This window comes from bacterium (genome assembly GCA_040757115.1).
Lineage (GTDB): Bacteria > UBA9089 > CG2-30-40-21 > CG2-30-40-21 > SBAY01 > JBFLXS01.
Map to the genome: position 1 here is coordinate 1 of JBFLYA010000095.1, position 14,194 is coordinate 14,194.

At 36.1% G+C, this 14,194-nt stretch carries 15 protein-coding genes; all 15 read right to left on the reverse strand.

Annotated features, from left to right (window positions below; translation table 11 throughout):
- Window positions 1-125 (reverse strand): type II toxin-antitoxin system HicB family antitoxin (locus AB1422_09815; GenBank protein MEW6619609.1); only part of this gene is annotated, 125 nt, incomplete at its 3' end.
- Between the two features lie 516 nt (window positions 126-641).
- A complete protein-coding gene (locus AB1422_09820) occupies window positions 642-1,403 on the reverse strand; it encodes a type II secretion system protein (protein ID MEW6619610.1) in 762 nt (253 codons plus the stop codon).
- Window positions 1,404-1,469: 66 nt separating this feature from the next.
- A complete protein-coding gene (locus tag AB1422_09825; protein MEW6619611.1) occupies window positions 1,470-1,958 on the reverse strand; it encodes a hypothetical protein in 489 nt (162 codons plus the stop codon).
- Window positions 1,959-1,961: 3 nt separating this feature from the next.
- The gene (locus tag AB1422_09830) at window positions 1,962-4,373 is read right to left on the reverse strand and encodes a hypothetical protein (protein ID MEW6619612.1); all 2,412 of its coding nucleotides are present in this window, start codon (window positions 4,371-4,373) and stop codon (window positions 1,962-1,964) included.
- A gap of 84 nt (window positions 4,374-4,457) precedes the next feature.
- Window positions 4,458-5,792, reverse strand: coding sequence for a tetratricopeptide repeat protein (locus tag AB1422_09835; protein MEW6619613.1), 1,335 nt, complete (start codon window positions 5,790-5,792; stop codon window positions 4,458-4,460).
- 198 nt (window positions 5,793-5,990) lie between these two features.
- Entirely contained in the window at window positions 5,991-6,647 is a 657-nt protein-coding gene (locus AB1422_09840; GenBank protein MEW6619614.1) for a PIG-L family deacetylase, read from the reverse strand.
- Window positions 6,648-6,666: 19 nt separating this feature from the next.
- Window positions 6,667-7,458, reverse strand: coding sequence for a sugar transferase (locus AB1422_09845; GenBank protein MEW6619615.1), 792 nt, complete (start codon window positions 7,456-7,458; stop codon window positions 6,667-6,669).
- Window positions 7,455-8,156 carry a WbqC family protein gene (locus AB1422_09850; protein MEW6619616.1) on the reverse strand — a complete coding sequence of 234 codons (702 nt, stop codon included), beginning with the start codon at window positions 8,154-8,156 and terminating at the stop codon, window positions 7,455-7,457. The genes AB1422_09845 and AB1422_09850 overlap by 4 nt, the downstream gene beginning before the upstream one ends.
- 239 nt (window positions 8,157-8,395) lie before the next feature.
- Window positions 8,396-9,862: a PQQ-binding-like beta-propeller repeat protein gene (locus tag AB1422_09855; GenBank protein ID MEW6619617.1), complete on the reverse strand. Its 1,467-nt coding sequence runs from the start codon at window positions 9,860-9,862 to the stop codon at window positions 8,396-8,398.
- Between the two features lies 1 nt (window position 9,863).
- Window positions 9,864-10,700 carry a PHP domain-containing protein gene (locus AB1422_09860; protein MEW6619618.1) on the reverse strand — a complete coding sequence of 279 codons (837 nt, stop codon included), beginning with the start codon at window positions 10,698-10,700 and terminating at the stop codon, window positions 9,864-9,866.
- The gene (locus tag AB1422_09865) at window positions 10,700-11,002 is read right to left on the reverse strand and encodes a YtxH domain-containing protein (GenBank protein MEW6619619.1); all 303 of its coding nucleotides are present in this window, start codon (window positions 11,000-11,002) and stop codon (window positions 10,700-10,702) included. Before AB1422_09865 ends, AB1422_09860 begins: the two co-directional genes overlap by 1 nt.
- 278 nt (window positions 11,003-11,280) lie before the next feature.
- Complete coding sequence (locus tag AB1422_09870; protein MEW6619620.1) at window positions 11,281-11,640, reverse strand: DUF948 domain-containing protein; 360 nt, start codon at window positions 11,638-11,640, stop codon at window positions 11,281-11,283.
- Between the two features lie 147 nt (window positions 11,641-11,787).
- Window positions 11,788-12,315: a 2-oxoacid:acceptor oxidoreductase family protein gene (locus AB1422_09875; GenBank protein ID MEW6619621.1), complete on the reverse strand. Its 528-nt coding sequence runs from the start codon at window positions 12,313-12,315 to the stop codon at window positions 11,788-11,790.
- A gap of 74 nt (window positions 12,316-12,389) precedes the next feature.
- Entirely contained in the window at window positions 12,390-13,151 is a 762-nt protein-coding gene (locus AB1422_09880; GenBank protein MEW6619622.1) for a thiamine pyrophosphate-dependent enzyme, read from the reverse strand.
- 356 nt (window positions 13,152-13,507) lie between these two features.
- Complete coding sequence (gene hslV / locus AB1422_09885) at window positions 13,508-14,035, reverse strand: ATP-dependent protease subunit HslV (GenBank protein ID MEW6619623.1); 528 nt, start codon at window positions 14,033-14,035, stop codon at window positions 13,508-13,510.
- Window positions 14,036-14,194 lie beyond the last annotated feature (159 nt).

Below are 14,194 nucleotides of genomic sequence, written 5' to 3' on the forward strand. Positions count from 1 at the left end.
ATAGCATCCTTAATATTTTCCAAAGATTCTTTTTCAGTTTGTCCTTGTGACCAACAACCTGGCAAACCAGGTACCCACACAGAATAACCCTCATCAGTTTTTTTAAGATTAACTTTGTATTTCATAATTTTATCTTCCTCCTTCCTTGTAACCGTTCAGCCACAGAGGCACAGAGTTCACAGAGAATTAAGGAAAGTAGCCACAAATGGACACGATTAACCTCTGACATCCCATAAATGTAGGGCGAACCTTATTGCTTTTTCATAAATAGGTTCCTCTTTTGGGGAGAGCGATAGCAAGAAGAACTTTAATGTAAATATCAAAATGCAAATATCAAAATTACAATGCAAAATGCAAAAATACTTGTAAATTAACAAAGTAGCTGGAGAATATTTTGATTTTTGATTTGTAATTTTACATTTTGATGTTTGATTTTTAATTTATTTTATGGTATTCCAGAAAAGTGGAAGTTAATTTTGCAAAAACCATTAGGTTCGCTTTCCTGCTTGCCAGAAGCGAGGCTAAAGCCTCACACTACAAATCTCTTTATTATTTGTTCATTCGTGGTTATATATTCGCTCTGTGTTCTCTGTGACTCTGTGGCTATATCCCTGAACGGTTACCGATATTTTTTGCTAAGGTCAAAGGCCTGGGGATAATCTTCTTAATGTGATTATGTCTGATTGTAATCGTGATTGTTGATAAAACGGTGTATTAGTCCCTTTTGATTTACTTCTGCCTGCCTCGGTAATTACATAGACGCCCATAGATACACTATTTACTGGAGTAGTTTCATTTCCTGCACTATCCCAATACTTAAATTGTAATCCTGAAGTTCCTAACATAATATTAGAGGCAACTATTGCGGTCGTCATACTTCCTGCATAAAAACAAGTCCAGCTACCGTTTAGTGGGTTATTATCCCTGGTATTTAATGCCTCATATTTTTCTTCTCGCAGTTCATTACATTTTTCCACACCTTGCTCGATTAATCTATATCGATATATGTTCCAGACAATTGTATCAGTTCCCACATCAGGATTCAATCTCATCACAATATCACCTTTTTGATTAGTTGAATATGAAATCAGGCTCATTGTTCCATAGGGTTGACTTTCAAATTTTACACCAGCTATTGTTTCATTATCTATTATCTGATATGCTCCTCTTATTCTTGCGGTTAACCACGATACCGCACATCTGGCATTTTGTTCAGCAATCATATAATTAAGCTGGATTTTCATAGACTTTTGAGCGGAGATAAAGAAAGGAATTAGCAGTATACCGACTAAAATTCCCAATATTCCCACAACAATTAATATCTCAATTAGCGTAACGCCTTTTTCTGTTTTTATATGTCTTCTGGAATGGTTCATTTTCATCATTTTTTCTAAATTTCCCATTGCTAATTTCAAACGGATAGACCCATCAATCTTTCACCCTGAAGGTAATCATCTTCCTGTTCTCACTCAGCGTGTTCTAACACTAATTGTTCCACTATTATTATAAAGGCATCTTGTCAAACTAATACTCCCGAGGGCATTTATTCTCTGCATATCAATACCCTCCTTTGGGTAAGTGACGGAAACTACTATTTCTTTATAATCAGAGGTTGTGATGGGTGTGGCATAATCATCATAGATGTCATTATGGTCAGTTACCGTAACTTCTGGAAAATATGGTGTCTTTTCTCGCCTGGTAACCGTTCCAAATAAAGGTGGGATGTTTATCGTATATGTGCCGGTGGTCGTAATACTTCCATAAGGTTGAGTTAATATCCATTCTAATCTTTCAATCGCAATTTGTCTTGCCTCATTCTTTGTTTCTGTTATTATCTTACTCTTTGTGAATTGGAGTTGGAGGAATAATATCCCCATTATTCCTATAATCAATACCGCAAAACTTATAACTAATTCTATTATTCCTATTCCGTTTTGTTTATTAAATATTCTGTTCATTTTTTACCACCCAATATCTTCGACAGTCTTTGACTTCATCAGTATCTTTTTACTACCTGGATAAGACTCAACGGCGACATAAGCAATCATTTTCTTTATTACTGTGTTTTCTAACATCGGGACGGTCGAGGTAATTTTCAGGAGATGCCTGCGTCCACCGCCAGGCAAAGAATTTGTATTCATAAAAATAAGGGCACTTCTTTGACCCGGTTCAATTCTATTATCCGGGACACCATAATCACAGGTGCTAAATACTGCGGCCTGATATCCATCACTATCGACAAATGGTACGGGCGGTGCCCAGATTCCATAGACACCACTCTTCTTCACTTCATCCTCAGTAACCTGGTCAACATTAGCCCACTCTGATACATATTGGGCTAATGTCTCCGGCGTAGAAGAGTCCGGCGGCTTAAGTATATCATCACCACTATATAGAATTCTTGAATCATAAGTCTTGGCTCCCCTCCCTCCCCAGACAAGTTCGTTTTTTCCATCATTATCAACATCCAGCCACATAGCCCCTGAGAAGGCATCCTGGTCTTGTTCAAATGTATATCTATCTGGGTCTGCCTGTGTATTCCAGGTAATGTTACCAATAAAATTAACCTCCTTCTCACTATAACTGGCATTAACATCAGCATTAATATTAAAATTGTCCTGTGTATAGGGAATCACCATCAAAGATTCTAAATCAGTTCCTGCAATAATAGTATCATTTTTGTTATCTCCATCACGGTCAATTACCAGTGGAGCATGATGACTCCTCAGTCCTGGATAATCCTTCGATCTGTGATGAAAATACTTTTCCGCATCAGGATTAATATAGTTTGCTCTTATATTTGAAGCCGTTCCCATCGCTGTGTTATCTGGATTAACTATATACATCCAATCACCACCGTCGTTTGACCGTTCATATCCTTTCTGATATATCTCCAGTTTATTTGGGTCACTACCACCAAAAAAGAGTATTTCTTGGTCGCCGCTGTTATCTATATCTGCCAGACCGAGTTCTGGTTGAAGTAATCGTAATGCCTTCTGTGCATCTACCCAGCCGGTCTCTTGCGAAGCCAACACTTTTCCATCATCTTTATCAAGAACAAAAATTTTACCTTTTACCCACCCAGCCGCCTTCGCATTTGTGTCAGAACCATCCGGAAGCGTCATAATGTCTACTCCCCACTGAATAACCTTTCCATAGACGGCGAAGGCGATGACTTCGTCACCCTCCGCCTCAGGTACCATATCCTCAGGTATTACATCCGCAAACTTTGGCTTTGAAACAAATTGGTAGTGCATATCAGTTGAATTATTTTCAAATTCATCTGCACTTTTTTTTCCATCATATATCCACCGGACATTGCCATTATCGTCCAGGGCAATTACATATCCGTCACTTGCAGGATGTCCGTCAGTTGAAATTAAATTTCTAAGGTGCTTATTATAGATGTCTGTCCAACTTGAGTCCGCCTCAGAAGGCACATTAGGCTCCTTATGGGCAGTTAGAAGAATCATATTATTTTTTCTGACTAATCCCCAGGTTACATCCACGCCATTATCTACCGTAATATCCCTTTGTTGGTTCACATAGTTATGGCTAAGCGAGGAATTTAGCTTTACTTCGCCATTACTACCAAAATCCGAATACGAACTGCCGGTTTTTGCATCATAAGCATAAATAGAATTTGGTTTGTAATTGTTTATATTTTCGTTTATGTTAGAAGTAGCAACGATTATTACTTTCTTTCCATTTATTTCTGTTATTAAAGGTGCCCCTAAAAGGGTATGGTCTAATCCCTCCCCTCCCACATCCTTAATGAATGGTTTGTCCCCCTCGACTTTATAGTATCCATCCCCGGTTGGAACCACTTTGTATATCATTCCATTCTGTGTCGCGACATATATCTCCGGGATTCCATCATTATCAACATCCGCAATTACTGGTTCACCACTTATATTACCCGGTTCTTTTCCCTTATCGTCTGGTGGTAACCGTAAGACAATTCTTCCCTCTCTTTGCGGTTCCTGGGTAACTGCTCTTTCTATGGTCACTGTTCCTATTACTATATCTTTTAATCCTTGATATGCGACGGTGAAGACATAAGAATAAGTGCCTGCAGATTCATAATCATTTATTCCACAAATCTTTTCTAATATATCTGGTATGCCGTTTGGTGTAGTGGCCTGGCCCTCAAAATTTCCATCCTCTCCCCATAGGACTCGCCACAAACCCTGACTTATACCACTTTCAGATAAAGGTTGGGTAAATTTACTTTCCATACTGCGGTGGAACATTTTTAAATCATATCTAATGAGAGATATTAAACCTAACCCTAATGCTAATAAAAAAGCAGATATAAGTATCACCGTAATCAATGAAAGTCCTTTTTGATTTTTCACACAAACTTTTTTCATTTTCTTGCTCCTTTTAAAACATAGAGCACTGATTATGCGATGACATTTCTCTTTTTAAGATTATACCATAAAATATACTTATTGTCAATATATTTTTTTGATTATTTCTTTAATGATTTTTGCCTCTGGGAAGTCGGGCTGTAATTGAAGGACTTTATTCAAAATTTCTTTTGCCTTAATATTATCTCCTTTTTTATAATAAGCCAGACCAAGATGATAAGTAATCATTGGTTGAGTTGGAGCACGCATAGCGGCCTGTTCTAAATTAGCGATTGCCTCGTCATATCTGGCTAATTGATAATACACCCAACCGAGTGTATCAAGGGTTCCTGCGGAATTAGGGGCTAATTTAACGGCAGTTATAGCTAAAGAAAGAGCAGATTTAAGATTAGTTCCTTGTTCTGCATAGAGATACGCAAGATTATTATATGGTTGTGCAAAATCAGGATTGAATTCAATTGCGGCTTTATAAGTGGTTATTGCCTCTTCATATCTTTTTTCAATCTCATAAATTATCCCTAATCTTAAATATACCAGAGGTAATTTCTGGTTAATCGCTAATGCCTTTTTATAGGCATCTATGGATTCTTGATACATCTTTTGAGTAAAATAGACATTGCCCAGATGTTCATAGCCAGGGAAAAATTTTGGTTCTATGTCAATAGCCTTTTTAAATTGAGTTACCGCCTCTTCGGTTTTTCCTTGACTAAAAAACGCTGACCCTAAATAATCATATCCAACAGGATTATCCGGCAGTATTTTTATTACCTGACTAAATGTGGCAATGGCATCATCATAAGAACGAATCTCCATATAAACAGAGCCGAGTCTAAGGTAGGTGTCAGAATTACGGGGTTCTATTTTAATGACTTTTTTATACTCATCAATTGCCTCATTTTTTCTTCCTTGAAGATAATAAAGATTAGCCAAATTATAGTGGGTATTTGCAGAATCAGGATTTAATTTTAGAGATTTTTCAAATTGAATTTCTGCGGCTTTTAGATTCTTTTCAGCTAAATATATATTGCCCAGCATATTATGTACTTGTGGATTTTCAGGCGAGATATTTTGAGCTCTATTAATTTTTTCTTTAGCAGAACTAATATCACCCTTTTGTAGGTCAATTGTGGCTAATCCTAATAAGGCATCTACATATTCAGGATTAATCTTTAATGCTTTTTCAAATTCTTCAATTGCCTGGATAACCAATCCTTTGCTAAAATATCTTATCCCTAATTTATAATGAGCATCTGCAGAGTCAGGTTTTTCCTGGACTTCTTTTTTTGCTATCAGGATTTGGTCATCTTCGAGTATTTTCTTGGCTTTGGGTGAATCTTTTATCCCGCCGGATGTCTTACTACAACCTTCTGGTGTTTGAGAGATGAGAAATAATAATATCAGACCTATTTTAATAAACATCTTTCTCCTGAAAATAGGTTATGGGACGCAGATTTTCGCAGATTCTCAGGATGTATATTTAAAAATCCTGAAAATCTGCGTTTATCTGCGTCCTATACTTTCCTCTGAAAATATCCGCAGATTTGGCCATAAAACAAAGAGCCGATTATACTCCTTTATTATTATAATCGGCTATTTTGATGATTTTCTTTAGAAATTTTATAATTCTAATTTAAATCGCATTATTTCAAAGCATTCTGCAAATTCGCATTTGGTTTGTCCGTCATACATTTCAAATCCGCGTAGTTTTGCTCTGGCTTCAACTGCCCCTAACCAGAATTCGCCGCCATATTTTTTAAATTGGGATTCATGAGCCTTAAGTGCCTCCATTTTAATCTTGTTAAACTTACTAATATCTACATACACCTGGGCTCTAAATCCCTGGTATGACCTACCTGAAGGCATCATCGGTTCATACATTAATATGGTATTAAAATATCTTGCCGCAGAGATTGAAGATAAAGCGGAGGTGCGATGAGCCTGATGTGTATCATGAGGCCAATGAGTGAATATTATATCCGGGTTAAATTCATTAAAGATTTTATTTAATGCCTCAACACTCTGAGAATCATACGGTATATCTTTTGTTGGGAAGTCTAATGTTATTAATTTACTTCCCAATATCTCTGCGGCTTTTTTACCCTCTACTTCTGCTTCTTCTTTTGTTCGTAAAGTCTTACCCGTATAATCAGTATAGTCAGATTGACTCATCACTATCATCAATACTTCATGTCCATTATTTACTGCTTTAGCAATAGTCCCTCCGCAACTTATTTCAATATCATCAGAATGTGCACCAATAGCGACAATTTTCAAGATAGTTTATCCTTTCTTTTTATAAAAAATATGGTATCCCTTCCTTCTTTATTTTGGAGATATGACTCGTCCCTTTTTCCTCCCAGATGTATTTTTTTATCTCTTCGTTTTTATGTCCATTGCCGTTTCCATTTCCATTTTTTAAGAGTATTGAGAAGTAATATTCACGAAGAAGTAGTTTCCATATCATAATAACAGTAAGTTTTACATCATACCAGAAAGAGTATTTTTCAATATATTCCCGATCTAATCTCATTCTTTCTCTTTGTCCTTCTTCCTCATTAAGGTCAATTCCTCCATTCCCATTTCCGTTATCATCAGAAGTTCCATAGATAACCTCTGTTAAGCAAAATAATCCTGGTTTTACCGTTATTCTATCCTTTAAAATATCCATATATCTGGGATAAAATATAGGTCGCTCTGACCTTGGACCAACAACACTCATTTCTCCACGCAAGACATTAAATAATTGAGGTAATTCATCTAAGGCTGTTTTCCGCAGTATTCTTCCTAAAAAGGTAATTCTTTTATCATTTTTCTCGGTTAGTATGGGTTCAATAATTACCTCTCCATTCGAATTTTTTTTAACCTCTGCTCCATTTTTCATCGTCCGGAATTTAGGTAAGGCAAAAAAATCTCCTCCTTTACCTACCCTTACCTGCTTAAATATAACCGGCTCATTCCATGCAGACAGTTTAATAGCCAGGGCAATTATAGCCATTAACGGAGCAAAAAAGATTAATGCTATGGTTGTCAGGATAATATCACAAATTCTTTTTCCTTTTTTTCGGTAGAAGGTATTGGCGTTCACTTCTTTATTTCTTCCCCTCTTATTATTGATAGGCTCTTCTCTCCTTCATTGAAGATAAGGTCTATGACCGACATCTCTGGTATAAAAGGTTTAAATACCTGATTATACGCTGGATGAGTAAATTCTTGAAACACAACTTCAATATTTTCTTTCTTAAAAATTTCTGTGTCTAAGTAATCCTTCCCAAATTTGCCAGAAAGGTATGTTGTTGCCCCCACTTTTTTACAAATATCCAGTAACAAATCACTTCTTGTTCCCTTTACATCTAAAGAAGAACCAATTCTAATTTCTGTTTTAATCCCTAATATCTCTTTAATCGCATAAATAATATTTATATTAAAATCGGCTAATTTACTCCATTTTTTTAGATAAAATTTTTCAAATATGTTTTTATATTCTTTAAAACAAGGTGCTTTCGTATAATTTTGTTCAATTGTCTTCCAATGTTTTTTTTGCCAGGTAACATCAGTTAGATTGTTAATCTCAACTTCATTAATTAATTGTGTTGCTTTATCCTTTGTAATAATTGGGACTGTTAACCATGTCCACTCATTAGCGGTTCGTATTCTATTACGATTCTGGAAGTAATTTTTTCTAAATTGGGTGTTATCTAAGAGAACAAATAAATCACTTTTCTCTACTTTATCCCAAAATCCAAGCCATGGTAAATGTTCTGGTTGATGAATTCCTACTATCATTATTATTTGTAAATGGACACAAAAAAACCACCATTCTCCTTTTCAAAGACATCAACGCTCTAAGTAGATATTTACTATCTTCTCCTTTAGCTCAACTTCTTCATTGGTGGTTTAGATTTTCATATATATTAAAGAGGATTTTTCATCCTCATATTTCTCTTATTATAAGATACCACATTTTTTTAATTTTGTCAAGAGTTATTTTAAAAAAATTAATTTTTTTTAAAAAAAATACCATTTTACCCGGCATCATACCAACCGATATTTGCATAGGGTGATTCTTTAACTTCATAAATAGGCATTAGTTTTTCAAGACCTTTAATTTCCTTAAGCCCCATACTTTCAATTTCAACTAACATTTTTTCCTCAATTAAAAGGACGATGTCTTTTGTAATTAATACCTGTCCTTTATCAGAGTAAGGGAGCATTCTGCAAGCAATAAGAAAAGGTTTAACTAATTGGTTTTCTTTTTCTATCTTTAATTTACCATAACTTATGCCAATGCGGACACAAATTTCCTCATCAGGTGATTTATTTTGATTGTATTTAACAAATTCCGCCTGGATTTTGCGACCACATTCAACTGCTTTAATCGGGTCTGTAAATATAGTCAAATATGCCTCACAAACCTTTTTTATCAGGAGTCCTCCATCTTTAATAAGAGAGGAGAGAATATTTTCGTAGTCTTGTAATTTTCTCTTTCTTATCTCATTTTCTTCTTCAAGAAAAGGGGTGTAGTTTTGAATATCAGTTGTCATAACCGCTATTTCTTTGGGATATTGTTGAAGGATTTGTTGTTGATTTTTAATCAGTTCTTTTATCAAATATTCAATACTACTTTCAGGTTCTTTTATCATTTCCACCCGGCATTTAAACACATATACATTTTTATCACTTGAGCCCGCCGCCAAATATCCTTCGGGAGTAAGAAATAGGCTAATAATTCCGAAGTTAGTTTCATATAAATAAGATAATTTACCACTTCTATTTAAGAGATGGAAATTTTGCCAGGGAGAGGCAACGATAATACACTGGCCATCAGATGTAATAGACAAACCACTTATTTCATGGGGAAAATGATATTCCCATTTCAGGCGACATTTACGGTCATAGCAATACACATATTGATTATTACAGGCAACAACAATTTCATCTCCATCTTCAGAAATAGCGACTTTAACACCGCAGGCTTTTAATCTTGTCCGCCAGATAAGTGTTCCTTCTTTAGTTAAAAAATAAAGGTTGCGGTCATCCGCAGTCGCAATTATGGCATTATCCTGGGAGGCGATGGCGATTGAATTAACATAATCCATCGTTGTCCATCTCCACAGGAGTTTTCCGTAGCGAGTAAAAAGATATATATTACAATCATTCCCACCACAGGCAATATATTTCAAATCAGCAGAGATAACAATAGTATTTGTACTTACATATTCTTCCCAGATTAAATGACTATTTTTATCTAATAGATATAAGGTGCTATCTTCTGCTCCTGCAAGTATATATCTTCCATCTGGAGAAATTGTAAGACATCGTATTGAGGCTTTTGTTTTATATCTCCATCTTAGTTGTCCCTGGCTAAGGAAATATAGATTGGTATCTTGAGAAGAGCCCGCTAAGACAAATTCACCGTCATTACTTATAGCGACACTATCTACTTTATAACCTATTTCCTTTTTCCATAACTTATGAACAATCTCCTCCACTTTATCTCCTCCCAACCATTCCTTTCATACATTTTACCACATTTTCATCCACAGTAACCATCCCAATTGAAATAGATTCTTTAAAGAGTCCATGGCAATCAGACCCACCCGTCATAACTAAATTATATTTTTGTGCCATTTTCTGGCAAAATTGTTGTCCTTTAATATTTTGTTGTGGATGAAATACTTCTATTCCTTTCAATCCACATTTTACCAATTCTAAGATTAGATTTTCATTACATTTAGAGAAATAAGGATGGGCTAAGACAGGTATCCCTCCTGTCTTTAAAATCATTTCAATAGCTTGTTTTGGGGTAAGGCTAAATTTCGGGACATAAGCTTTTGCCCCATAGTTTAGATATTTTTCAAAGGCATCTTTAATAGAATCTACCATTTTCCTTTGATGTAATACGGTGGCGATATGCAGTCGACTTATTGCCTCATTTCCCACATTTTTCTTTACTACCTGAATTACCTGTTCATAATCAATATTCACATTTAATTCTTTAAGTTTTGAAATAATCAAATGAGCCCGTTTTTCTCTTGTCTGGCGAAAGATTTTTAGTTCATCATTAAACCATTTATTTTTCCAGTCAATAAAATACCCCAGGATGTGAAGTTCTCCATTTTCTCTTTCCGCACTTAATTCTACCCCCGGGATAACTTCAATATCATAAGGTTTGGCATATTTTAATGCCTCATCTATTCCCTCCACACTATCATGGTCAGTAATGCCAATTATCTTCAGACCTATCCCCTTTGCATATTCCACAATCTCTTCTGGTGACAGACTGCTATCAGAAAAATGGGTATGAATATGGAGATCAGCTTGAGCCATTACGCCTTAATCTTTTCTTCTAATTCTTCTTTTTTATGAAGCGCCGCTTCTTTAATAGTATTAGCAGTTGCTTTGAGGTGTTCTTTTGCCTCTTCCAAAGCCTTTTTAGATTGTTCCATTATCTCTTCTGCATGACCTTTTACTTCTCCTATTTTTTCTTTGGCAATATCCCCTGCCTTTTTTAATCTCTCTCGTGCCTCTTCCCCAGTAATAGGGGCAATAAGTAACCCAACACCCAATCCAACTAAACCACCCAGTAAAAACGCAACTATACTTGAACCACCATTATGCTCTCGTTCCATTTTTTGTTACCTCCTTTTGTCTGGTAATTTAGAGTTCTGCAAAACCAGGAAACTGTAGTTTTTAAGCGGGTATTTAACCTCTATTCTTATCAATTTCCTCCAAAGAGCAAAATGCAAAACTCGTTTATAGTTTATGGTTTATAGTTTATAGTCCTTCAACTATCAACTATAAACTATCAACTATAAACTATCAACCCTGTTGCTATATATATCTGTTCTATGAGAAATTTTCGTTAATAACTACTATATGTATTTAGAGAACGCTATACTATATCTTTTTAACTTTTTTTCTTTCCCAGAAGAAATCGTAAGCCATTACCTATTCCGGTAGCAACACTTAACATTTTAATTAATGGTGTTGTAATCCCCTTGCTAATAATATCTGTAACTCCTTTTACTTTGTTCACAACATCATCAATTTTTTCTATATCTTCTTTAAGGCGATTTACTAAAGATTCTACGGTTTTATTTATTTCAACAAGACTCTTTTTTGCCTCTTCTGAGAGGCTATAAATTGACTTATAGGCTACTTCTATTTCTTTGGCAGTCCTTTTCATCTGGATGATGGTTGGGATAAGGACAGATATAAGCCACACCACTGCAATAGTTATGCACACAACACATACTTGAATAATCATTTTTTACCTCCTGCCTCAAATTTTAACATTAAACTTAAAAAAAGTCAAGAGATTAATTTTACTAATTGCTCCGGTGTCAGTTTTCAACCAGAAGTTAGTGAAGAGTAACTTCTGACTACTGATACCTGATGTGTGAACACTTACCCATTACTCCACTACTCCCATTCTTTCTCCTTCCTCGAGTGCCTTTTTATTAAGAGCTGTATCTTTTTTAAAATACTCAAGTGCACAGAGCAGGCTTTTTAAAGATACGATTTTTGTTTTAGTTACATAGGCGCCTAAAATAACCATATTTGCCACGCGGACATCGCCAAGATTATTTGCAATTTGGGTCGCTGGAAGGTCTATAATCTTTATGTCTTCGCGAGTTGGTTTATCATTAATTAATGAAGAATTAATCAGCACTAACCCGTTGGTTCTAATCAGGGATTCATATTTAATTAAAGAACCTGCATCCATTGCAATTAGTGTTGTTAGTTCGGTAGCAATAGGCGAGGTAATTTCTTGTGATGAGATAATCAAAGAATACGCTGAGTGCCCGCCACGAACTTCGGCACTATAACTTGGCAAGCCCGTTACTTTTTTGCCTTCGGACATAGCCGCCTGAGCCAATAAATTACCGGCAAGAACAATTCCCTGTCCACCAAATCCTGAAATGATTAACTCCTCGTACATTTTCCCCTCTTTTCTGTCAATGCTCTCGGATAAAATTAAATGTTTCTAAATACATATAACAATCAGACCTTTGGCTAAAGCCGGGTAGAAGTCTCTCTGTCTATTCTGTTTATAAATTCTCCTAACTTAAACACCGGTATCATTTTCTCTTCTATCCATTTTAAAGCTTCTTTTGGAGATAATCTCCAGATAGAAGGGCAGGGAGAGAGAATTTCTACCAAACCAAGTCCTAAATCATCTAATTGCACTTGAAAAGCCTTTTTTATTGCGGTTTTAGCCTTTAAGATATGTGCTGGGGTATTTAGAGCCACCCGCGATAAATAAGCAATTCCATCTAAAGAAGACAGTAATTCGCACATCTTAATTGGGTAGCCTGCCTCTTTAGCCGACCGACCATAAGGAGATGTAGCCGTTTTTTGGTCTAAAAGTGTTGTGGGTGCCATCTGCCCACCAGTCATTCCATAAACCGCATTATTAATAAAGATAACCGTAATCCGTTCACCCCTGGCGGCAGAATGAATAGTTTCAGCCATACCAATTGCGGCTAAATCACCATCTCCTTGATAAGTGAAAACCGTTTTTTTAGGATTTACTCGTTTGATTCCTGTGGCAACAGCAGGAGGTCTGCCATGGGCAACTTCAGCCATATCCAGATTAAAGAATTCATGAGCAAATACGGCACAGCCAACCGGGGCAATTCCAATTACCTCCTCACGAATATTAAGTTCATCAATGACTTCTGCCACTAATCGATGGGCAATCCCATGTCCACAACCCGGACAGTAACGCATCGGAACATTTCTTAGACTCACGGGTCTTTTAAATACGAGATTCACCTGCAACCTCCATTAGTAACCGTTCAAGTGGTAATTTACCGCAGAGACGCAGAGGAACAGAGAAGACATATAGTAAGTATTAACCAAAAGTTCACATTAGTATTGTTGATAGTTGATGGTTGATAATCTATGAAACTATCAACTATAAACTATCAACCATCAACCCTGTTGCTATATCTGTTCTATGAGAAATTTTCGTTAATAACTACTATATTAATCTTTTAATACTTACTTTTGACTAACTGTTTTTACGCCTTTTTAAACACCGAAAAACGCGAAAAACACGAAAAAAAGACATTTTCCTCTCTGTTTCTCTGCTCTCTGCGGTAAAGGATTACCTGAACGGTTACCTTTTTTCATAGTTCCTCGACTATTATCTGCTCATTGGTATAGACGCAGATTTGAGCAGTGATTTTCATTGCCTCTTCCACAATCTCTTTTGTGGTTAAATTGGTATATTTAATCAATGCCCTGGCTGCGGCTAAGGCATACGGTCCTCCAGAACCAATGGCAACAATGCCATCATCAGGTTCAATTACTTCGCCGTTACCAGAGATAATCAAAGAATGGTCTTTATCTACAACCGCTAATAATGCCTCTAATCGGCGTAAGAATTTATCAGTGCGCCATTCTTTGGCTAATTCGACAGCCGCTCTTGGTAAATTTCCACGATATTCATCGAGTTTTCCTTCAAACTTCTCAAATAGGGTGAATGCATCAGCCGCCGCTCCTGCAAAACCAGCCAAAACCTTATCTTTATACATTCTCCTTATCTTTTTTGCGTTTTGCTTCATTATGGTATTATTAAAAGTTACCTGCCCATCCCCGGCAATGGCAACCTTACCATTATGTCTGACGGCTAATATTGTTGTTGAATGAAACATTATTTCCCTCCGTAACCGTTCAGCCACAGTGGCACAGAGTTCACAGAGAATTAGAGAAATTAGCCACACATGGACACGAATTAACCTGTGACATTCGATAAATGTAGTGCGAACCTTATTGCTTTTTCATAAATAGGTTCCTCTTTTGGGGAGAGCGAT